Here is a 21,561-nt window from a genome sequence, read left to right on the forward strand (position 1 = left end):
GGGAGCGCCCACGAAGAAGCCCCGCCTGGGCGGGGCTTCTTCGTGGGACTGCCGCGCGGGGCGGCGTCCCTCAGCGCTTCATCGAGGAGAAGAACTCGTCGTTGGACTTGGTGTTCTTCATCTTGTCGAGCATGAACTCCATTGCGCCGATCTCGTCCATCGGGTGCAGGAGCTTGCGCAGGATCCAGATCTTCTGCAGCAGTTCCGGCTCGATCAGCAGGTCCTCGCGGCGGGTGCCGGAGCGGTTGATGTCGATGGCCGGGAACACGCGCTTCTCGGCGATGCGGCGGCTCAGGTGCACCTCGGAGTTGCCGGTGCCCTTGAACTCCTCGTAGATCACCTCGTCCATCTTGCTGCCGGTGTCGATCAGCGCGGTGGCGATGATGGTCAGCGAACCGCCTTCCTCCACGTTGCGCGCGGCGCCGAAGAAGCGCTTCGGGCGATGCAGGGCGTTGGCGTCCACGCCGCCGGTCAGGACCTTGCCCGAGGACGGCACCACGTTGTTGTAGGCGCGGGCCAGGCGGGGGATCGAGTCGAGCAGGATCACCACGTCCTTCTTGTGCTCGACCAGGCGCTTGGCGCGCTCGATCACCATCTCGGCGACCTGCACGTGGCGCGCGGCCGGCTCGTCGAAGGTCGAGGAGATGACCTCGCCGCGCACGGTGCGCTGCATCTCGGTCACTTCCTCGGGGCGCTCATCGATCAGCAGCACGATCAGGTGCACGTCCGGGTGGTTGGTCGTGATCGCGGTGGCGATCTGCTGCATCATCATCGTCTTGCCCGCCTTCGGCTGGGAGACGATCAGCGAGCGCTGGCCCTTGCCCTGCGGGGCCATCAGGTCGAGGATCCGGCCGGTGATGTCCTCGGTGGACCCGTCACCGCGCTCCAGGCGGAAGCGCCTGCGCGGGAACAGCGGGGTCAGGTTCTCGAACAGGGTCTTGTTCTTGCTCGCCTCCAGCGGCTCGCCGTTGATGGTGTCCACCACCGACAGGGCGAAGTAGCGCTCGCCGTCCTTGGGCCAGCGGATGCGGCCGGACAGGTGGTCGCCGGTGCGCAGGTTGAAGCGGCGGATCTGGCTGGGCGAGATGTAGGTGTCGTCCGGGCCGGCCAGGTAGCTGGCCTCGGCGGCGCGCAGGAAGCCGAAGCCGTCCGGCAGGATCTCCAGCACGCCGTCGGCCTGGACGCCCTCGCCGTGGCGGGTCAGCACCTTCAGCAGGGCGAAGATCACGTCCTGCTTGCGGGCACGGGCCACGCCCTCGTGGATGTTCAGCTGCTCGGCGATCTCCAGCAGCTTGTGCGCCGGCATGCGCTTGAGGTCGCCCAGCGAGTACTGCGGGAAGCCCTCCGGCACGCTCGGGTGCGGTCGCGGCGGGTTCTGCTGGCCGTTGTTGCCGCCGTCGTCCTGCATGCCGCCTTCCTCGCGGAAGCGCTCGCGCTGGCGGTCGCGGCGGTTGCGGAAGCGGTCGCGGCGGTTGCGGCCGCCGCCCTCGCGCTGGTCGCGGTCGCCGCCGTCGCCATTCTGGCCGCCCTGGCCATTCTGGTTCTGCTGGCCGCCGCCCTGCGGGGCAGGCTGGGCCGGCGCGGCGTCCTGGCCACCCTGGGGGGCGGCAGGAGCGCTGCTGGCGGGCGCGGACTCGCCGGCCGGCGCCGAAGGCATCGGCAGCGCGGCCTGGACCGGCGGGGTCGCGGGGGTGGATTCGGGGGCGTTGGAAGCGGCGTCGGCCGGCTTGGCTACACGCTTGCGGGCGCGCTTCTCGGCGGGTGCGTCGTCGCTCCCGGGCGCTTCAGGCTGGGTGTTCTCGGACAAGACTGGAATTCCTCGCTGGCAGATGCGAGCGCCCGGAAGCGGGCGGAGACTGGTTGGGTGGGGTGCGCCGGCGTCGCGGGGCCTTGCGGCGGGGTCGCTTCCGGCGGGACGGCGGTCGCGTGGAGCGACCGGACGCGATGACACTAGCACCAGGTTCCTGGCGGCGGCAAGCGCCGCCGCAGGCTGGTGGGGCCTGGGTTCAGGCCCCGGGGCCGGACGGGCGTGGCCCGTCCGGCGGGCGGCTTCAGGCCGCCAGGGTCTTGTCGATCATCTGGGTCAGCTGGCCCTTGCCGACCGCGCCGACCTGGGTCGCCTGGACCTGGCCGTCCTTGAACAGCAGCAGCATCGGGATCGAGCGCACGTGGTACTTGATCGCCGTGGCGCGGTTCTGGTCGATGTTGACCTTGGCCACCTTCATGCGGCCTTCGTAGGCGTCGGCCAGCTCGTCGATGATCGGCGAGATCATCTTGCACGGACCGCACCACTCGGCCCAGAAGTCGACCAGGACCGGCTCCTGGGATTGCAGCACGGCGCTGTCGAAATCGGCATCGCCGATATGCATCACCTTCTCGTTCACTTGCGTCTCCGTGGGATTGCGGGCCGCCCTCCGCGGGGCAGGGGGGCAGCTTAGGGTAAACTGGGGCGTTCCGCGGAGATGTCAAGTGGGCTACACCGTCCCACCGACGGCCGCGCGGCCCGGCGCCGGCGCAGTGTGCGGCGGCCGGGAACGTATTTGCAAGGCCGCCAAGGGCCGCCCACCGGGCAACGCCGGACCGGGCCACAAGAAGACTGGATGATGAGCGACAAGCCGCTGACCGATGTAACGTTTTCCTCCTTCGACCTGCATCCGGAGCTGCTCGCCGGGCTCGAGTCGGCAGGCTTCACCCGATGCACCCCCATCCAGGCGCTGACCCTGCCGGTGGCCCTGCGCGGCGGCGATGTCGCCGGCCAGGCCCAGACCGGCACCGGCAAGACCCTGGCCTTCCTGGTCGCGGTGATGAACCGCCTGCTGACCCGCCCGGCGCTGGCCGAGCGCAAGCCGGAAGACCCGCGCGCGCTGATCCTGGCCCCGACCCGCGAGCTGGCGATCCAGATCCACAAGGACGCGGTCAAGTTCGGCTCCCACCTGGGCCTGCGCTTCGCCCTGGTCTACGGCGGCGTGGACTACGACAAGCAGCGCGAGCTGCTGCAGCAGGGCGTGGACGTGATCATCGCCACGCCCGGCCGCCTGATCGACTACGTCAAGCAGCACAAGGTGGTGTCCCTGCACGCCTGCGAGATCTGCGTGCTGGACGAGGCCGACCGCATGTTCGACCTCGGCTTCATCAAGGACATCCGCTTCCTGCTGCGGCGCATGCCGGTGCGCACCGAGCGCCAGACCCTGCTGTTCTCGGCCACCCTCAGCCACCGCGTGCTGGAGCTGGCCTACGAGCACATGAACGAGCCGGAGAAGCTGGTGGTGGAGGCCGAGACCGTCACCGCCGCGCGCGTGCGCCAGAAGCTCTACTACCCGGCCGACGAGGAGAAGCTGCCGCTGCTGCTGGGCCTGCTGTCGCGCAGCGAGGGCGCCCGCACCATGGTGTTCGTCAATACCAAGGTGTTCGTCGAGCGCGTCGCCCGCGCCCTGGAGAAGGCCGGCTACCGCGTCGGCGTGCTGTCCGGCGACGTGCCGCAGAAGAAGCGCGAGACCCTGCTCAACCGCTTCCAGAAGGGCCAGCTGGAGATCCTGGTCGCCACCGACGTGGCCGCCCGCGGCCTGCACATCGACGGCATCAAGTACGTCTACAACTACGACCTGCCGTTCGACGCCGAGGACTACGTCCATCGCATTGGCCGCACCGCGCGCCTGGGCGAGGAGGGCGACGCGATCAGCTTCGCCTGCGAGCGCTACGCGATGAGCCTGCCGGACATCGAGGCCTACATCGAGCAGAAGATCCCGTCCGAGCCGGTCACCCCGGAGCTGCTGACCCCGCTGCCGCGCCCGGAGCGCGCGCGCCCGGAAGGCGAGTCCGCGGAAGAGGGCGAGGAGGAGAGCATCGGCCAGATCTTCCGCGAGGCGCGCGAGCAGCGCGCCGCCGACGAGGAGCGCCGCGGTGGCGGCCGTTCGCGCGGCGGCCGTGGCGGCGCCGGCGCTGGCCGCAGCGGTGGCGAGCGCCGCGAGGGCGGCGAGCGTCGTCCGCGGCGCAAGCCGCAGGGCGAGGGCGCTGCTCCCGCCGCCGCTGGCGAGGCCCAGGCGGCCGCGCCGGAGCGCGCGCCGCGCCAGCAGCCGCCGGTCGAGGGCAACGAGGCCCCGGCCGCGGCCGGCGAGGGCGAGCGCGCCCCGCGCAAGCGCCGTCGCCGCCGTCGCGGCAAGCCGGTCGAAGGTGCGGTGCAGGCCGGCGACCAGGCCAATCCGTCCGCGGTGCCGGCGATCCGCCAGTCGGCCCCGTCGGTACGTGGTCCCGCGCCGGCCCAGGAGCCCAAGCGCGAGTCCCTGCTGGGCCGCATCGGCCGCAAGCTGCGTTCGCTGGTCGGCGGCTGATCCGTCGCCCCGCGCGGGCGACGCTTCGCTGCATCCCGTATCCCCGGTCGTGGCCGCCACGTCCGGGGATACGTGCGTCTGGAGCCACGATTCCTGCCGGCCGTCGCCGCCGCGGTCGCTTCGCCGTGCGCGCCCCCGCATAATCGCGGCATGACCGTCCTGCGATTCGAAAACGTCAGCAAGCAGTACCCCGGGGGGCACCAGGCGCTGGTCGATGTCAGCTTCGGCGTGGACGAGGGCGAGATGCTGTTCGTCACCGGCCATTCCGGCGCCGGCAAGAGCACCCTGCTCAAGCTCATCCACCTGTCCGAACGCCCCACCCGCGGCGCGGTGCTGCTGGGCGAGCGCAACCTGCAGCGCGTGCGCGGCGGCAAGGTCGCCCTGCACCGGCGCCAGGTCGGCGTGGTCTACCAGGACCACCGCCTGCTGACCGACCGCACCGTCGGCGAGAACGTGGCCCTGCCGCTGATCCTGCGCGGCACCCGCCGCGCCGAGATCGGCAAGCGGGTGCGCTCGGTGCTCGAACGCATGGGCCTGGGCCACCGCGAGAAGGCGCTGCCGACCCAGCTGTCGGCCGGCGAGCAGCAGCGCGTGGGCATCGCCCGGGCGATCATCGCCGAGCCGCCGCTGCTGGTGGCCGACGAACCGACCGGCAACCTCGACCCGACCCTCGCCGCGGAGATCATGGCCCTGTTCGCCGGGCTGCCCGAGCGCGGCACCAGCGTGCTGGTGGTCAGCCACGACCTGGCCCTGCTCAAGCGCATGCGCAAGCGGGTGCTGGTGCTGGACCACGGCCGCCTGGTCGACGACATCTCGCCGAAGGACCTGGCCGAATGAGCACCGCGAAGAAGGCGACCGCCCCCTCCGCGCCCTCGCGCCTGCGCGTGTGGTTCGACCAGCACCTGCACAGCCTGGCCTTCAGCGCCGGCCGCGCCGCGGGCAAGCCCTGGGCGACCCTGCTGACCGTGGCGGTGATGGGCCTGGCCCTGGCGCTTCCGCTGGGCCTGTCGATCGTGATGGACAACCTGCGCCATTTCGCCGGCAGCGTGCAGCAGTCGCGCGAGATCAGCGTGTTCCTGAAGCAGGACGTGGCCATGCCGGCGGCGTCCATGCTGGCCGGGCAGCTGCGTGGCCGCGCCGGCGTGGCCGCAGTCGAGGTGCGCACCCCCGGGCAGGGCCTGGCCGAACTGCGCGAGGCCGGGCTCGGCGAGGCGATCGACGCGCTGGGCGACAACCCGCTGCCGGCGCTGCTGGTGGTGACCCCGGCCACCGCCGGCGACGAGGCGCGGCTGGCGGCCGAGCTGGAGGCGCTGCCGCAGGCCGACCTGGTCCAGCACGATGCGCTCTGGCGCCAGCGCCTGGACGCCTGGCTGCGCTTCGGCCAGCGCGTGGTCCAGGTGCTGTCGGTGCTGCTGGGCCTGGGCGCGCTGCTGGTGGTGGGCAACACCGTGCGCCTGGACATCCAGTCGCGGCGCGAGGAGATCGGGGTGCTGCAGCTGCTGGGTGCCAGCGACGGCTTCATCCGCCGGCCCTTCCTGTACCTCGGCGCCTGGTACGGCCTGGGCGCCGGCGTGCTGGCGCTGCTGCTGATCGGCGGGGCCGGCGCCGCCCTGGGCGGCCCGCTGGCGGCGCTCAGCGAGAGCTACGGCAGCCGCTTCGCACTCAAGGGACTGGATGCCCTGCACTCGTCGATGGTATTGGTGGGCACCGTCCTGATGGGGTGGCTGGGGGCCTGGGCGGTTACCGGCCATTTCCTGCGGCAGACCCGTCCCACGGAGACCTGATGGCCTCGCACGACCTGAAGTACCTGATCAGCGACAACCCCCGGGTGATGGTCGCTGATGGATCCAAGCTTGTACGCAAACTGATCGCCGACGTCCTGGTGCGCGAGCTCCCGGGCGTGGAAGTGGTGGGCTGCTCGAGCATCGAGGAGGCGCGGCAGGCGCTGGAGGCCGGTTCGGTCAACCTCGTGACCACGGCGCTGTCGCTGCCGGACGGCGACGGCATGGAGCTGGCGCGCAGCGTGCGCGCCGCCGCCCAGGCCTACGTGCCGATCATCGTGGTCTCCGGCGACGCCCAGCAGCACCTGGTCGAGCGCCGCTTCACCGAATACGTCACCGACTACTTCGACAAGTCGCTGGGGCACGAGGCGCTGGCCGAGTTCATCCGCGGCTACGTGCAGCCGCAGCCGATCCCCGGCGCGCGCGTGCTGTACATCGAGGACAGCCGCGTCGTGGCCGAGGCCACCAAGCGCATGCTCGAGCGGCAGAAGCTGGAAGTCGTGCACGTGCTCACCGCCGAGGAGGCGTTCGCCCTGCTGACCGCCGAGTCGCTGGGCCGCGTCCCGCGCATCGACCTGGTGCTCACCGACGTGACCCTCAAGGGCGAGCTGAGCGGGCGCGACGTGGTCGAGCGGATCCGCATCGACTTCGACTACGGCAAGCGCCGCCTGCCGGTGCTGGTGATGACCGGCGACGCCAACCGCCACAACCAGTCCGGGCTGCTGCGCGCCGGCGCCAACGACCTGGTGCAGAAGCCGATCGAGGAACGCCTGCTGGTCACCAAGGTGCTGTTCCAGCTGCGCCTGGCGCGGCTGGAGGAGCGCTAGGCCGCGTACCGTGGCCGGAGCGATGGAGCCGGGCATGGCCGACGAACCCGTCATCCGCCTCGAGCCGTCCTGGAAGGCGCGCATCGGCGACTGGCTGCTGCGCCCGGAGATGCGCGAGCTGTCGGTGTTCCTGCGCCAGCGCAAGGCCGCCGGGGTGCAGGTGTATCCGCCGGGGCCGCGCCTGTTCGCCGCGTTCGACGCCACGCCCTTCGACCAGGTCAAGGTGGTGATCCTGGGCCAGGACCCGTACCACGGGCCCGGCCAGGCCCACGGCCTGTGCTTCTCGGTGCTGCCGGGCGTGCCGGTGCCGCCGTCGCTGGAGAACATCTTCAAGGAGATCGGCCAGGAGCTGGGCCTGCCGAGGCCGGACCACGGCTGCCTGCTGCCCTGGGCCCGGCGCGGGGTGCTGCTGCTCAACGCCGTGCTGTCGGTGGAGCAGGGCAGGGCCGGCGCCCACCAGGGCAAGGGCTGGGAAGGCTTCACCGACCACGCCATCGAGACCCTGGCGCGCGAGCGCGAGGGCCTGGTGTTCATGCTCTGGGGCAGCTACGCCCAGGCCAAGGGCCGGATCATCGACTCGCGCCGGCACCGGGTGCTGAAGGCGCCGCATCCCTCGCCGCTGTCGGCCTACCGGGGCTTCTTCGGCTGCGGCCACTTCACCGCGGCCAACGAATACCTGGTCCGCCGTGGGCAGGCGCCAGTGGACTGGTCGCTGCCGCCTCGGGCGGAGGTCGAGGCCATGCTGGCCGAAGCTGCGGCATAGATAGAACAATAAGTAGTTCCTGCGCACCTTTATCCCGCAGGTGTATTCAACCATGCTGTCGGCCATCCGGAACCGCCCCGTGCGGATTCCCCAGGAGGCCGCCATGCACCATCTATATGCACTGCTCGCCCGGATCGCCCTGGCCGTACCGCTGGCCGGCGATGCGTGGACGCGACTGGTCGCGCCCGAAGCCGGCCCGGCGTCGCTGCCGCCGGCACTCCAACTGGTCGCGGCGCTGGCCCTGCTGGGCGGGACATGGACCCGTACCGCGGCACTGGCCATCGGCGTGCTGAAGGTGCTGCCCGGCCTGGCGCTGCCCGCCGCCGGCGATCCCCAGCAGGCGATCGACCTGGCCCGCAGCCTGCTGCTGGGCGGCGCCCTGGCGCTGCTGGCCGCCTACGGCCCCGGCGACTTCAGCCTCGATGCCTGGCGGCGCGGCCGCACCGGCGGCTCCAACGACCCGCACATGAACCCCGGAGGTGCCCTGTGATCACACTGCGACCGGCCGCCGAGCGTGGCCACGCCAACCATGGCTGGCTGGATTCCTGGCACAGCTTCTCCTTCGCCGACTACTTCGATCCCGGGCACGTGCACTGGGGCCCGCTGCGGGTGATCAACGAGGACCGCGTCGCCGGCGGCCAGGGTTTCGGTACCCATGGCCACCGCGACATGGAGATCATCAGCTACGTGCTGGACGGCGCCCTGGCCCACCGCGACTCGATGGGCAACGTCGAGCGGATCCTGCCCGGCGAGGTCCAGCGCATGAGCGCCGGCACCGGCGTGACCCACTCGGAGTTCAACCCGGACCCGGAGCGGGCCACCCATTTCCTGCAGATCTGGATCCTGCCCGAGCGCGCCGGCATCACCCCCGGTTACGAGCAGAAGCGCTTCGATCCGGCGGAGAAGCGTGGCCGCCTGCGCCTGGTGGTCTCCCCCGACGGGGCCGAGGGCTCGCTGCGGATGCACCAGGACGCGCGCCTGTATGCCGGCCTGTTCGACGGGGCCGAGCAGGCGCGCCTGGCCCTGGCCCCCGGCCGGCTGGCCTACGTGCACCTGGTCCGCGGCGCGGCGACGGTCAATGGCCGGCGCCTGGGTGCCGGCGACGCCCTGCGCTACCAGGACGAGGCCGAGGTCGCGATCGGGGCCGGCGAAGACGCCGAGGTTCTGGTGTTCGACCTGCCCGCGCTGCCGGCCCAGTGACCGGGGAACCCCGCGCGTTGACCAGGGTCACAGCGCTGTCGCGGGGCCTGCGGGAGACTGCCCTCCAGCAGGCTCCGCCGGATCCCAAGCAACTGTTTTTCCTTGGATTTTCCTGAACGAAACCTGTTCCATTACCGCAATGCTGGGGAACCAGTCCCGGCGTTAGCAGTCCAACCTCCCGATTGCTAAGATGCCAGCCATGACCCAGACCATCCGTTCCACCGAGCTCGTCGCCAACAACCTGCCGGTCCCCAGCCCCCTCGGCTCGCTGGAGGCCTATATCGGCGCCGTGCACCAGATCCCGGTGCTGAGCGTCGACGAGGAACAGGCGCTCGCCCGCCGCTACCGCGACCAGAACGACCTGGATGCCGCGCGCGAACTGGTGCATTCGCACCTGCGCTTCGTCGTGCACGTGGCCCGCGGCTACAACGGCTATGGCCTGCAGCTGGGTGACCTCATCCAGGAAGGCAACATCGGCCTGATGAAGGCGGTCAAGCGCTTCGACCCCGACCTGGGCGTGCGCCTGGTCAGCTTCGCGGTGCACTGGATCCGCGCGGAGATCCACGAGTTCATCCTCAAGAACTGGCGCATCGTGAAGGTCGCCACGACCAAGGCGCAGCGCAAGCTGTTCTTCAACCTGCGCAAGGCCAAGACCCGCCTGGGCTGGATGAATGCCGCCGAGGTCAGCGCCGTGGCGAAGGACCTCAATGTCTCCGAGCGCGAGGTGCTGGAGATGGAAGCGCGCCTGTCCGGCCGCGACATCGGCTTCGATGCGCCGTCCGACGAGGATGACGAGCATGCGCCGCCGTCGCCGGCCGCGTACCTGGTCGCGCACGACGAGGATCCGTCGCAGGCCTACGAGCGCCAGGACAGCGAAGGCCACAAGCTCGACCTGCTGCGCGACGGCCTGGCCAGCCTCGATGCGCGTTCGCGCGACATCATCGCCCGCCGCTGGCTGGACGAGGACAGCAAGGTGACGCTGCAGGAGCTGGCCGACGAGTACGGCGTCTCCGCCGAGCGCATCCGCCAGATCGAAGCCAACGCGATGAAGAAGATGCGCGCGCTGCTGGCGGCCTGAGCCGCAGCGAGGCGGTAAAAAGCAAACGGCCCCTTCCGGGGCCGTTTTGCTTTTGCGGCGGATGCGCGGCTATCAGTGCATGCACACCATCATCGGCATGCCGCCGCAGGTCATGGTCATCGGCATGCCGCAGGCCATCATCCGGTCCATGGTCTCGCAGCACATCTTCATCATGTCCATGCTCATCATGCCGGTGGGCTTCATCATGCAGACCATGCCGCCGGATTCCATGGTGCAGGTCATCATCGGCATCATCGGCATGCCGCAGCAGGCCATCATCGGCATGTTGCCGCACATCATCCCGCAGGGCGTGCCGCAGGCCATCATCGACGTCATCATGTCGCAGCAGGCCTGGAGCATCTCCATGGTCGTGCCTTCGGCCGGCTTCATCACGCACATCATGCCGTCGGCCGTCATGGAGCAGTCCATGTGGCACATCATCGGCATCATCGTCGCCATCGGCATGGACGGCATCGAAGCCGGCATGCTTCCCATCGGCATCATGTTCATCGCGGTGTTCATCGGCGTCTCCGTGCGGGGGTGTCGGGGCTGATTCCCATCGGCAATGTCATCATGTCCCCGCAGAATGGGCTTTACAACAGATTGATCCGAAAGGAAAAATATCCGCGATATTGAACGCGCGTCCGTTTTCCCAGACGGGGGTTATATGGCTATGCCCATGCGTTGTTTCCCCATCGGCCTGGCGGACGGCACAGTGGCTGCCAGTTCCAGTTGCCCGGACCGCGATGCAAGCCCAAGCCGCCACCGCCCTCATCTACGACGTCGCCGAATACCGCCGCCGCAAGGCGCTGCGCGACTGCGGGCGGGGCAGCCGCAGCCAGCGCTTCCTGTGGGTGGACCCCCGCAGCGGAACCACCTCGGTGGCCGTGTTCCGCCCCTCGACGCCCACGGCGTCGGCGGCCCTGCGCATGGCGGGCCGACGCGCCGGCTGAAGCCGCGCCGCCATGGCCGACGGAATGGCCAGTCCCATGCACGGCGATGACCTTGCCGCGCGCGTTGCGCGCCGGCTGGCGGAACTGCGCCGGCAGCGCCATCTGTCGCTGGAGGCGCTGGCCCGCAGTTCGGGCGTGAGCCGGGCGATGCTGTGGCAGATCGAACAGGGGCGCAGCGCACCGACCCTCAAGGTGCTGGACAGGATCGCCGCCTCGCTCGACGTGCCCGTTGCCGACCTGTTGCAGGATCCCGGCGGCCACCACGCGGTCGCCGTGCTGCGCGCCGACCGCTGCAAGCAGCTGGTCTCGCCGGATGGCGCCTACGTCACCCGCGCGCTGTTCCCGTTCAACGGCAGCCATTCGGTGGAGTTCTACGAGATCCGCCTGGCCGCCGGCGCATCCGAACACGCCGAGGCCCATGCCGCCGGCACCGTCGAGAACCTGGTGGTCGGCAGCGGGCGCATGGAGATCGAGGTGGACGGACACCGCCATGCACTGGGCCCCGGGGACGCCATCCACTTCCGCGCCGACCAGGCCCATGCCTACCACAACCCCGGGGACGAGCCGGCGGTGGCCTACCTGGTGATGGCCTACGCTGCCGAGCTCAACCACGGCTGAGCGGCGTCACTCGCCGGGCGGACGCGCCACCGGCAGGTGCCAGCCGTAGCGGATGGCCATGAAGCGCAGGCCGAAGCAGACCAGCGCTCCGGCGGCCATCGCCGGCACCCTGGGGAATCCACCGATATGCGCCAGCGCGACCAGGCCCGCGCCGGCCAGCGCCGCCACCGCGTACAGCTCGGCCTGCAGCACCACCGGCGTGCGCGCAACCAGCAGGTCGCGGGCGATGCCGCCGCCGATGCCGCTGAGCATGCCCAGCAGGGTCGCGGCAAAGGGAGGCACGCCGAAGTCCAGCGCCTTGCCCGTGCCCAGCACCGCGAACAGTGCCAACCCGGCCGCGTCGAACAGCTGCACCGGGTTGCGCATGCGCTCGATCGCCTCGTGGCGGTAGAAGGTCACCACGCCGGCGAGCATGGCCACCGCCAGGTAGCGCCAGTCGGCAAGCGCCGCCGGCGGCTGCGCGCCAATCAGTACGTCGCGGGCGATGCCGCCGGATACCGCCGCGGCGCAGGACAGCACCAGCACGCCGAACAGGTCCAGCCGGTGCCGCACCGCCACCGTGCCGCCGCTGAGCGCGAACACGAAGGTACCCAGCAGGTCGAACAGCAGCAGGAGCAGGGACACGGCGCGGCCTGGTCTGGAGGGATCGCAAGGATCGCAGGCCCGCGCCGCGGTTGCCACGCCGGCGCGCGGACGCGCGGCGATCAGCGGGGCGCGGACGGGTCGCGGTCGCGGCCGAGGATGATGCGCGCCGCGCGCTGGTAGCTCCAGTAGGCCCAGGCCCAGTTGAGCAGTACCACCAGGCGGTTGCGGAAGCCGATCAGGAAGAACACGTGCGCGGCCAGCCAGAACCACCAGGCCAGGACGCCCGAGAGCCGGATGCCGTGGATGTCGACCACCGCGGCCATGCGCCCGATCGTGGCCAGGTTGCCGAAGTCGCGGTAGCGGAACGGCCGCGCCGGCGCGCCCTGCAGCCGCGCCTGGATCGCACGGGCGACATGCCGGCCCATCTGCTTGGCCGCCGGCGCCACGCCCGGCACCGGCGAACCGTCGGCCTGTTTCACCGCGGCCAGGTCGCCGGCCACGAAGATCTCCGGGTGTCCGGGCACCGACAGGTCCGGCTCCACCGGCACGCGCCCGGCGCGATCCAGCGGCACGCCCAGCGAGCGCGCCAGCGGCGAAGCGGCCACCCCGGCGGCCCAGACGATGGTGCGCGAACGCACGTAGGCGTCGCCCAGCCGGTAGCCGCCGGCGTCGATATCGGTGACCGGCACGCCGGTGCTGACTTCCACGCCCAGCTTCTCCAGTTGGCGCCGCGCCTTCTGCGAAAGCGCCTCGGGGAAAGAGGCGAGCACGCGCGGTCCGGCCTCGATCAGGCGCACCCGCGCGCTGGCCGGGTCGATGTTGCGGAACTGGTCGCGCAGGGTGTGGCGCGCGATTTCGGCCAGGGTGCCGGCCAGCTCCACGCCGGTCGGTCCGCCGCCGACGATGGCGAACTCCAGCCAGGCCGCGCGCTCGGCCGGATCGTCGCAGGCCTCGGCGCGCTCGAACGCCAGCAGCAGCTTGCGCCGCAGTTCCAGCGCGTCGTCCAGCGACTTCAGCCCGGGCGCGTGTGCGGCCCACTGTTCGTTGCCGAAGTAGGCATGGGTGGCGCCGGTGGCCAGCAGCAGGTAGTCGTAATGCAAAGCCTTGCCGTCGGCCAGCGTGGCCGTGCGCGCCTGCGGATCGATCGCCTCCACTTCGCCCAGGCGGATCTCGACATTGCGCTGCCGGCGCAGGATATGGCGCAGCGGGGCCGCGATATCCGGCGCGGAAAGCCCGGCCGTCGCCACCTGGTAGAGCAGGGGCTGGAACAGGTGGTGGTTGCTGCGGTCGACGAGGGTGATGCGCGGCGGCGCCCAGGCCAGCGCGCGGGTGGCCCAGAGCCCGGCGAAGCCGCCTCCGATCACGACCAGGTGCGGGCGATCGGGACGGGCTGCGCTCATCGGGGACTCCAGTCGGTCGGGTTGGTCAGGCGGGGTCTTCGTCGATGCGCGAATGCCGCCGGGTATCGGGCATCCACAGGTAGACCAGCAGCGAGCATGCAATGCAGGCGGTGACGTACCAGTAGAAGCCGCGCTCGATGCCGTGCTGCTTGAACCACAGGGCGATGTATTCGGCGCTGCCGCCGAAGATCGCCACCGTCAGCGCGTAGGGCAGGCCCACGCCCAGGGCGCGGATCTCCACCGGGAACAGCTCGGCCTTCACCACCGCATTGATCGCGGTGTAGCCGCTGACCACGACCAGCGCCAGCAGCACCAGCCAGAACGCCTCGCCGGCGGTCTGCACATCCTGCAGGCGGTCGAGGATCGGAACGGTGAGCAGGGCGCCGAGCACGCCGAAGGCGATCAGCACCGGTCGCCGGCCGACGCGGTCGGACAGCGCGCCCACCAGCGGCTGCAGCAACATGTACACGAACAGCGTGCCGGCATTGACCCGCGCCGCGCTCTCGCTGGGAAGGCCGGCGCTGTTGACCAGGAACTTGTGCACGTAGGTCGTGTACGTATAGAAGGCCAGGGTGCCGCCCATGGTCAGGCCGACCACGCTCAGCAGCGCACGCGGGTGCCGTAGCAGCAGGCGCAACGTGCCCTGGCGGCGCTGGTGCGCCGGCGAGCCGTCGGCCTCGCTGCGCACGAACGACTCGGTCTCCAGCATGGTCCGCCGCAGCCATAGCGCCGCCAGCGCGGCCAGGGCACCGATCGCGAACGGAATGCGCCAGCCCCAGGCGCGCAGCTGTCCGGCATCGAGCAGCGCCTGCAGCGTCAGCAGCACGCCAAGCGCCAGCAGGTGGCCCATCACCAGGGTCACGTACTGGAAACTGGACCAGAAGCCGCGGTGTTCGCGGCTGGCCATCTCGCTGAGATAGGTCGCCGAGGTGCCGTACTCGCCGCCGACCGACAGGCCCTGCAGCAGCCGCGCCAGCACCAGCAGCACAGGCGCGGCGATGCCGATGCTCGCGTAGCCCGGGGTGAGCGCGATCAGCAGCGAGCCGCTGCACATCATCCATACCGAAAGCAGCAGCGCCGCCTTGCGCCCGTGGCGGTCGGCATAGCGTCCCAGCAGCCACCCGCCCAGCGGGCGCATCAGGAAGCCGACGGCGAAGATGGCCGCGGTCTTCAGCAGCTGGCTGGTGCGGTCGCCGCCGGGGAAGAACACCTCGGCGAAGTACAGCGAGAACGCCGCGTAGACGTACCAGTCGTACCACTCCACCAGGTTGCCGCCCGAGCCGCTGAAGATGCTGCGCAGGCGCCGGGCGGGGGTGAGTTCACGGGTCACGGCCATGGGCCGATGATGGCATGGGCCGCGGCCCGGTGTCGGCGCCGCGGCGCCGGGTCGTGTGCCAGACTCCCGGCATCCATCCAGGGGTACCGCCATGGCCGAACCCGAAAAGCGCATCGCCCTGCTGATCGACGCCGACAACGCGCCGGCGTCGAAGATCGACCTGGTGCTGGCCGAGGTCGCCCGCCACGGCGTGGCCAACGTCCGCCGCGCCTACGGCAACTGGAAGAGCCCCAACCTCAAGGGCTGGGAAGCGGTGCTGCACGAATACGCGATCCGCCCGATCCAGCAGTTCGCCTATTCCAGCGGCAAGAACGCCTCGGACATGGCTATGGTGATCGACGCCATGGACCTGCTGTACGCGCGCAACCTCGACGGCTTCGCCATCGTCTCCAGCGACGCGGACTTCACCCCGCTGGTGATGCGCCTGCTGACCGACGGCATGAAGGTCTACGGCTTCGGCGAGAAGAAGACGCCGTCGCCCTTCGTCAATGCCTGCTCCAAGTTCACCTACGTCGAGGCGCTGGGCCGGCCGGCGAGCGACAGCGACCAGGCCAGCAGCACCGCGCCCAAGGACGCGCAGGAGCTGCGCAACGACGCGCGCCTGGTGCAGATGCTGCGCAGCGCGGTGGACGCCGGCAGCGGCGACGACGGCTGGACCCGGCTCGACATGGTCGGCAGCCAGATCGGCAACCAGGCCTCGTTCGATCCGCGCAACTACGGCTACCGCAAGCTCAGCGACCTGGTGAAGGCCACCGGCCTGTTCGAGATGCGCGAGGAAGGCAAGACCCTGTGGGTGCGCGACAAACCGCGCCGCCGCGCCCCGGCGAAGAAGAAGGCCGGCTGACCCGGCAGGGTCGCCGGGTGCGCGGGAACCATGGCCGGCCGCGGCGGTCAGTCATGCCGGTGCAGGGCACTGGAGACGGACATCCATGGAAGCCACGCAGGGAAGCCCCCGATACGCCCCGGACGGCCGCGGCGACAACCCGCCGCAGTGGTGCTGGCTGGCGATGGTGCTGGCGGTGGCGGTGCATGGCCCGATCGTGCTGCTGCTTTCCAGTAGCGGGGAAGGCGAAGGCAGTAGGCCGCGCGAAGGGCTGGAACGGATGCGGATCAGCTGGTCGGAGCGGCCGCGGCCGGCGGCGGCGGCCCCGCAAATGGAAGCAGAAGCCGCCTCCGGGCCTTCGCCTGCCCCGGCTGTTGCAACGCCCCCCGGGGCAAACGGTCATTGCATCCCCGGAGCCGTCTCCGGTACCAACCTTGAGCCTCGACCTGCCCGTGGGATGGCTCACTCGCCAGAACAGCGGCAGTGGCGGCGACGGCAACTTCCGTCGCGACCTGTTCGAGCATGGCGAGGCGGATCCGTTGGGGCCGCCCAGCCATCTTCCCGGACTGCGGATGCAGGACAGCTCGTTCGGTGGCCGCTTGCAGGAGGCGGCCAGGCGCAGGATGTGCGGGGACCTCCGCGGCGCATTGAGGGCGAAAACAGAGAGCACCGAGGCGATCGTCGCCAGCATGAAGCGCTGGAAGTGCCCGATGTAGCTGCTGCTCAGTACAGGTCCACCGGATCCACGTCCAGCGACCAGCGTGCGCGCCGCGCCTCGGGCAGGGAATACAGCGCCGGGACGGCCGCATCGAGGCAGGCATGGAGGGCGCCGCGCCGCGCCGAGGACACCAGCAGCTGCATGCGGTAGTGGCCGGCACGCCGCGCCATCGGCGCCGTGATCGGGCCATGCAGCTCCACCTCCGGCGCCTTGCCGCCGGCGAAGGCCACGTCCTCGAGCACGTGCCGCGCGGCGCGCAGGAAGGCGGCGGCCGCCTCGACCTGGCCGGCCTCGGCGCGCAGGATCGCCATGTATGTGTAGGGCGGGAACGCCGCGGCTTCGCGCTGGACCAGCTCGGCCTCGGCGAAGGATTCGTAGCCGCCGTTGATCAGCGCATGCAGCAGCGGATGGTCCGGATGGTGGGTCTGCCACCACACTTCGCCCGGCTTGCGCGCGCGCCCGGCGCGGCCGGCGACCTGCACCAGCAGCTGGGCCAGCTTCTCGCCGCCACGGAAGTCCGAGGAGAACAGGCCTTCGTCCACGCCGACCACCACCACCCGGGTGAGGTTGGGCAGGTCGTGGCCCTTGGCCAGGATCTGGGTGCCGACCAGGATGCCGGGCTTGTCGCCGAGTTCGGCCAGCAGCTTCTGCAGGCCGTCGCGGCGCGCGGTGGTGCCGCGGTCGATGCGCAGCACCGGCCAGCCGGCGAAGCGCTCGGCCAGCAGTTCCTCCAGGCGCTCGGTGCCCACGCCCTGCGGCTGCAGCGCCAGGCTGGCGCAGTCCGGGCAGGCCAGCGGGCGCGACTGGCGGTGGCCGCCGTGGTGGCAGACCAGGCGTCCGCCACCGGCATGCACGGGCATTGGCGTGGACTGCACCTCGGTACTGCAGCGCGGGCAGTGCGCGCTCCAGCCGCAGTCGTGGCACAGCAACACCGGCGCGTAGCCGCGCCGGTTCTTGAACACCAGCACCTGGCCGCCGTCCTTGAGCGCGGCCTCGACCATCTGCAGGGTCTCCGGCGCCAGCCCGGCCTGCAGCGGGCGCTTGCGCACGTCGAGGATGCGCACGCTCGGCGGGCGCGCGTCGCCGGCACGGCGGCGCAGGCGCAGGTAGCCGTAGCGGCCGGCGCAGGCGTTGTGCAGGGTTTCCAGCGAAGGCGTGGCGCTGCCCAGCAGCACGGGCACGTCCAGCGCCTTGCCGCGCACCAGGGCGAAGTCGCGGGCGTGGTAGCGGATGCCGTCCTGCTGCTTGTAGCTGCCGTCGTGCTCCTCGTCGACCACGATCAGCCCGGCCTCCGGCAGCGGGGTGAACACCGCCGAGCGGGTGCCGACGATCACCCGTGCCTCGCCGCGCCAGGCTGCGGCCCAGACCCGGGCGCGCTCGCCGTCGGCCAGGCCGGAGTGCAGCGCGTGCACCGGCACGCCCAGGCGGGCGCGGAAGCGGGCCAGGGTCTGCGGGGTCAGGCCGATCTCGGGCACCAGCACCAAGGCCTGGCGGCCGCGGGCCAGGCACTCGGCGATGGCGTGCAGGTAGACCTCGGTCTTGCCGCTGCCGGTCACGCCTTCCAGCAGCGCCGGGCTGAAACCTCGGGCGGCGCGCAGGGTGGCGATCGCCTCGGCCTGCTCGGGATTGGGCTCCGGGCCGGCTTGCGGGGCCGGGGCCATGGCGCTGGCCGGGATCGCGACCCGTTCCACCAGGTCGCGCTTGAGCAGGGCGCGGGCAGCCTCGCGCCACTCGTCCAGCTCCAGCGCCAGCCGGTCCTCGTCGGCCGGACCGTCCTGCAGCAGGGTGGCCAGCCGGTGCGGACGGGTGCCACGGCGCAGGCCGGCGATGGCGGTGCGGCCGGCTTCGGTCAGCTGCCAGGCCCAGGCGTGGGTGTCCGGGAGCGGGTCACCGGCGCGCAGGGCGGCGGGCAGGGCGGTCGCCAGGACCTCCCCCAGCGGCGCGTGGGTGTAGCGCGCCAGCCAGCGCAGGGAGTCGAGCAGCTCGCCCTGCAGCAACGGCTCGGGGTCGAGCAGGGCCAGGGCCTGGCGCAGGCCGTCGCCGACCTCGGCCGGCCCGACCCCTGCCACCACCCCGACCAGTTCGCGCGAGCCGAACGGCACCCGTACCCGCCGGCCCACGTCCGCTTCCGCCGGGGCGGTGCCGGCCGGGGGCAGGTAGTCGAACAGGCGGGGCAGGGGGACCGGCAGGGGCACCCGGAGGCAGGCCGCGGTCGGAACGGGCAGGGACATGGCGGAAGTCTAAGGCCGGCACCGGCCGCCCGCCGATGCTGCCCTGCACCGCATTGCTAGCGTTACCTTTCTAAAGCGCACGTAACTGCCCGCCGCCGCTGTGGATTCGCCTTTATCCACACGAACTGTGGATAAGTTTGTGCATGACGCTGTGGCTTCACGCCGCAAATGCGGCCAGATCGAGCCATCGCTCAGGTTGGTCAAAAAAACGCCACAAGGGAAAATTTCGAAAAAACAATAACTTGTGCGTGGAACACGGGTGAAGGCAGGGATCAGGGCCTCTTGCAGGCCAGCAATCCGGGCTTCCCGCGGCGCTGTGCACAACCTGATCCGGCGCAGGCCGCGTAAACACTGGGGGGAGCGCCTTTTGTGCGTTCCGTCAAGGCGCGGAGCGGCAAGCCGGGCGCATATCATCGCGGGCCTGTAATCGCACATGGGACGCATCTTGCCCCCTGCCAACGAAGTACCACCGGCGCTGGCCGCCTTCCTGCGCGGCAGCGAACGCCGCGCCTGGGTGTTCCTCTGGCTGCAGGCCGGGGACGCGGATGCGGCCGACCAGGCGTTCGCGGCGACGGTCCGCGCGTTCCGGGTCGAGGCCGCGCAGCTGCCGATGGCCGAATGGCCGGGTCGTTACTGGCGCCTGCTGGCAGCCTGTCCGCTGGACGCGCAGGGCGGGCAATGGCCGCCCGGCCTGGACCTGCTGGCCACGCCGGCGCCGGCCGACCGCCGGGCCCTGCTGCTGCGGCTTGCCGGTGGCCTGGACGAACAGCCGGCGGCCGAGGCAATGGGCGTGGCGCTCGGGGTCTACCGCGAACGGCTGGCCGCGGCCTGCCCGCGCGACGCCACCGGGCAGGTGGACGTGGCGGCCTGGCATGGCCTGGCCCAGGCCATCCAGCAGGCGGCCCGCGACCTGCCCGAGAGCCGCCTGGAGCGCATCGCCGCGCTGCGCGAGACCGCCCTGGCCGGGCACGGGACGCCGGAAGCACCATCCCCCCGGGCCCATGCCGTGGGGAAGGGCCCGGGCCGCGGCCGGCGCACGCTGTGGGTCGCGCTCCTGCTGCTGGCCGTGGCGGCCCTGGCGGGCGCCGGCGCCTGGGGGTGGGGGCAGCAGCGGTCGGCCGCGCTGCCGTTGCCGCCTCCCGCGGACGACGTGGCCGGAGCGGACGACCTGCGGGTCCACGACCGTGGTCCGATCCTGGTGGAGCCGCTGCCCGATCCGGCTCCCCCGGCGGTGCCGGCCGACCCCGTTCCCCCCGCCCTCGACGAGCCGCCGCTGGACCCGGTGGTCGCGGCGGTGGACTTCCTGTCCTGGTACGCCGCCGGTGCCCCGGCATCGAGGATGGAGCGCGAGGCCGGCGACGCGGCGGAGCCGCTGGTGCCGCCGCCGGAGGAGGACGCGGGCCGGCTGGCGGAGCAGGCCTGGGCGGAGCTCGATGCCGGCGACAGGGCGATCCTGCGCGAGGCCTTCGCGCGCTATTCCGCGCTGCCGGTGGCCGAGCAGGAGCAGCTGCGCCGCCGCTTCGCCACCCTGGACAGGATGGAGCGGCGCGGCTGGCTGCTCGGTCCCGCCGTGGGCGACGACTGGCCGCGCCTGCAGCCCTGGCTGGGCTACGTGCCGGAGGCGGAAAGGTCGCGGCTGCTGGCGATCCTGCGTGCGATGGAGGCAGGGCAGCGCAGGCAGCTGGCCGAGGTGCTGCGCCGGCAGTCGCCGGTTGGCCGGGTGGAACTGCGCCAGGAACTCCTGGCGCTACCGGCCGCGCGGCGCGCGGACTGGCTGGACGAGGTCGCCGCCGTGCGCTGAACGCGCCGGCTACAGCCGCGCCAGGCTCAGCACGAACACCGCCGCCACCACCATGCCCACCAGCAGCGAGTACACCGAGCCGACCGCGACGTACCGCAGCACGGTCCATCCCCAGCCCTGGGCATAGACCCGCTTCTGCATCAGCAGCAGGTAGACCGGCATCCACAGCCACAGCGCAAGCGAGACCAGCCCGACGCCGGCGGCGGCCAGCGGCAGGACCTCGCCGGTCCAGCGCGACAGCAGCGCCAGCAGCATCTGCCCCAGCAGCGCCAGGCACAGGAAGGCGTGGCTGTACAGCGCCACCACCAGGTGTTCCAGGTACAGGCGGCCGCTGCCGAGGTAGGCCAGCTTCAGCAGCAGGGCGAACACCGGCACCAGCAGGAACAGCGCGCTGGGCATGCTGCCAAGGAAGGCGTGCTTGAGCAGTTCCGGATCGTCCTGCAGGCGGGCGATGTTGCGGCGCATGCGCTGGTCCTGGGCTTCCAGCCAGGTGGTGGGTTCCGGCCCGGCGTCCGCCACCGGCCGCGGCGCCGGGGTGCCGCCCAGTTCCCGCACCCGCGCGTCGGCCTGGGCGTGGAGCTCTTCGATGGTGCGGTCGAAGCCGCCGCGCATCGGAGCCATCAGGGGCGGCAGCTGGTCGCGCGCCTCGGCCAGCTCAGCCACGCGCTTCCCGCGCACGCGCTCGACTTCCTCGGCCGTGGTCGCCTGCGCCACGCCCTGGTCGACCATCTGCACCTTCACCGCCGCGTCGCCGCTGCCGTCGTCGCCGAAGTGGATCACGCCGCGTCCGACGAAGAAGGTCAGCACGCACAGCACCACGAACAGGCGCATCGGCGCCACGTACGGCGCGCGCCTGCCGTGCAGGTAGTCCTCGGCCAGGCGTCCCGGCGCCAGCAGCCGGCGCACGGTGCGGAAGATGCGCCCGTCCAGGTGCCAGAACGACTCGAACACCTCCTCCACGGCATGGGCGAAGCTGCGCACCGGGTTGTGCGCATGCTGGCCGCAGAGATGGCAGTACTCGCCGTGCAGGGGGGTCGAGCAGTTGGCGCAGTCGCGCGGATGGCTTTCGGACACGGCGTGGTCGCAGCGGCGGGGTGCGGGGAACATAGCCAGCCCGCG

Annotated in this window: 20 protein-coding genes and 1 pseudogene; 14 read left to right on the forward strand and 7 right to left on the reverse strand. The window is 71.4% G+C overall.

What is annotated here, in order from left to right; all coding sequences use genetic code 11:
• Positions 1-70: 70 nt before the first annotated feature.
• Both rho and trxA read right to left on the reverse strand, forming a co-directional pair.
• Positions 71-1,807, reverse strand: coding sequence for a transcription termination factor Rho (gene rho, locus CSC68_RS05755; RefSeq protein WP_162202569.1), 1,737 nt, complete (start codon positions 1,805-1,807; stop codon positions 71-73).
• A 244-nt stretch (positions 1,808-2,051) separates the two neighbouring features.
• Positions 2,052-2,399, reverse strand: a pseudogene (gene trxA, locus CSC68_RS05760) (thioredoxin TrxA); the annotation flags it as partial.
• Between the two features lie 204 nt (positions 2,400-2,603).
• Here trxA and rhlB point away from each other — a divergent pair.
• From rhlB to CSC68_RS05815, 11 genes are all read left to right on the forward strand, one after another.
• Entirely contained in the window at positions 2,604-4,328 is a 1,725-nt protein-coding gene (gene rhlB / locus CSC68_RS05765; RefSeq protein ID WP_162202571.1) for an ATP-dependent RNA helicase RhlB, read from the forward strand.
• Positions 4,329-4,478: 150 nt separating this feature from the next.
• The gene (ftsE, locus tag CSC68_RS05770) at positions 4,479-5,165 is read left to right on the forward strand and encodes a cell division ATP-binding protein FtsE (RefSeq protein WP_028915177.1); all 687 of its coding nucleotides are present in this window, start codon (positions 4,479-4,481) and stop codon (positions 5,163-5,165) included.
• Positions 5,162-6,112, forward strand: a complete 951-nt coding sequence (ftsX, locus tag CSC68_RS05775; RefSeq protein ID WP_162202572.1) for a permease-like cell division protein FtsX — start codon at positions 5,162-5,164, stop codon at positions 6,110-6,112. Before ftsE ends, ftsX begins: the two co-directional genes overlap by 4 nt.
• Positions 6,112-6,936, forward strand: coding sequence for a response regulator (locus CSC68_RS05780; RefSeq protein ID WP_162202573.1), 825 nt, complete (start codon positions 6,112-6,114; stop codon positions 6,934-6,936). The genes ftsX and CSC68_RS05780 overlap by 1 nt, the downstream gene beginning before the upstream one ends.
• 34 nt (positions 6,937-6,970) lie before the next feature.
• On the forward strand, positions 6,971-7,699 hold the full coding sequence (gene ung, locus CSC68_RS05785) for a uracil-DNA glycosylase (protein ID WP_246193458.1): 729 nt from the start codon (positions 6,971-6,973) through the stop codon (positions 7,697-7,699).
• Positions 7,700-7,802: 103 nt separating this feature from the next.
• Entirely contained in the window at positions 7,803-8,189 is a 387-nt protein-coding gene (locus tag CSC68_RS05790; protein WP_162202574.1) for a DoxX family protein, read from the forward strand.
• Positions 8,186-8,899 (forward strand): pirin family protein, encoded by a 714-nt coding sequence (locus tag CSC68_RS05795; RefSeq protein ID WP_162202575.1) that lies wholly within the window; start codon positions 8,186-8,188, stop codon positions 8,897-8,899. Before CSC68_RS05790 ends, CSC68_RS05795 begins: the two co-directional genes overlap by 4 nt.
• Positions 8,900-9,098: 199 nt before the next feature.
• On the forward strand, positions 9,099-9,977 hold the full coding sequence (rpoH, locus tag CSC68_RS05800; protein ID WP_162202576.1) for an RNA polymerase sigma factor RpoH: 879 nt from the start codon (positions 9,099-9,101) through the stop codon (positions 9,975-9,977).
• Between the two features lie 52 nt (positions 9,978-10,029).
• Complete coding sequence (locus CSC68_RS05805; protein ID WP_211365691.1) at positions 10,030-10,530, forward strand: hypothetical protein; 501 nt, start codon at positions 10,030-10,032, stop codon at positions 10,528-10,530.
• Between the two features lie 193 nt (positions 10,531-10,723).
• Entirely contained in the window at positions 10,724-10,930 is a 207-nt protein-coding gene (locus tag CSC68_RS05810; RefSeq protein ID WP_162202577.1) for a hypothetical protein, read from the forward strand.
• A 36-nt stretch (positions 10,931-10,966) separates the two neighbouring features.
• A complete protein-coding gene (locus CSC68_RS05815; protein WP_162202578.1) occupies positions 10,967-11,548 on the forward strand; it encodes a helix-turn-helix domain-containing protein in 582 nt (193 codons plus the stop codon).
• Between the two features lie 6 nt (positions 11,549-11,554).
• Here the strand turns inward: CSC68_RS05815 and CSC68_RS05820 are convergent, their stop codons facing one another.
• The 3 genes from CSC68_RS05820 to CSC68_RS05830 all read right to left on the reverse strand — a co-directional run bounded on the left by CSC68_RS05820 (position 11,555) and on the right by CSC68_RS05830 (position 14,869).
• Positions 11,555-12,172 (reverse strand): trimeric intracellular cation channel family protein, encoded by a 618-nt coding sequence (locus CSC68_RS05820; RefSeq protein ID WP_162202579.1) that lies wholly within the window; start codon positions 12,170-12,172, stop codon positions 11,555-11,557.
• 80 nt (positions 12,173-12,252) lie between these two features.
• Complete coding sequence (locus tag CSC68_RS05825) at positions 12,253-13,533, reverse strand: NAD(P)/FAD-dependent oxidoreductase (RefSeq protein WP_162202580.1); 1,281 nt, start codon at positions 13,531-13,533, stop codon at positions 12,253-12,255.
• A 25-nt stretch (positions 13,534-13,558) separates the two neighbouring features.
• Entirely contained in the window at positions 13,559-14,869 is a 1,311-nt protein-coding gene (locus tag CSC68_RS05830; RefSeq protein WP_162202581.1) for an MFS transporter, read from the reverse strand.
• 91 nt (positions 14,870-14,960) lie between these two features.
• Here CSC68_RS05830 and CSC68_RS05835 point away from each other — a divergent pair, with 91 nt between their 5' ends.
• Together CSC68_RS05835 and CSC68_RS05840 are read left to right on the forward strand one after the other, a co-directional pair.
• Positions 14,961-15,713 (forward strand): NYN domain-containing protein, encoded by a 753-nt coding sequence (locus tag CSC68_RS05835; protein ID WP_162202582.1) that lies wholly within the window; start codon positions 14,961-14,963, stop codon positions 15,711-15,713.
• A gap of 413 nt (positions 15,714-16,126) precedes the next feature.
• Entirely contained in the window at positions 16,127-16,408 is a 282-nt protein-coding gene (locus tag CSC68_RS05840) for a hypothetical protein (RefSeq protein ID WP_162202583.1), read from the forward strand.
• A 7-nt stretch (positions 16,409-16,415) separates the two neighbouring features.
• Here the strand turns inward: CSC68_RS05840 and CSC68_RS05845 are convergent, their stop codons facing one another.
• Positions 16,416-18,641, reverse strand: a complete 2,226-nt coding sequence (locus tag CSC68_RS05845; RefSeq protein ID WP_162202584.1) for a primosomal protein N' — start codon at positions 18,639-18,641, stop codon at positions 16,416-16,418.
• A 433-nt stretch (positions 18,642-19,074) separates the two neighbouring features.
• Between CSC68_RS05845 and CSC68_RS05850 the strand changes: the two genes are divergently transcribed.
• On the forward strand, positions 19,075-20,442 hold the full coding sequence (locus CSC68_RS05850) for a hypothetical protein (RefSeq protein ID WP_162202585.1): 1,368 nt from the start codon (positions 19,075-19,077) through the stop codon (positions 20,440-20,442).
• 9 nt (positions 20,443-20,451) lie between these two features.
• Here CSC68_RS05850 and CSC68_RS05855 read toward each other — a convergent pair whose 3' ends face one another.
• Positions 20,452-21,516, reverse strand: coding sequence for a DUF3667 domain-containing protein (locus CSC68_RS05855; RefSeq protein WP_162202586.1), 1,065 nt, complete (start codon positions 21,514-21,516; stop codon positions 20,452-20,454).
• Between the last annotated feature and the right edge of the window lie 45 nt (positions 21,517-21,561).

The sequence above is a fragment of the Pseudoxanthomonas suwonensis genome (genome assembly GCF_010093235.1).
Classification (GTDB): Bacteria; Pseudomonadota; Gammaproteobacteria; order Xanthomonadales; family Xanthomonadaceae; genus Pseudoxanthomonas; species Pseudoxanthomonas suwonensis.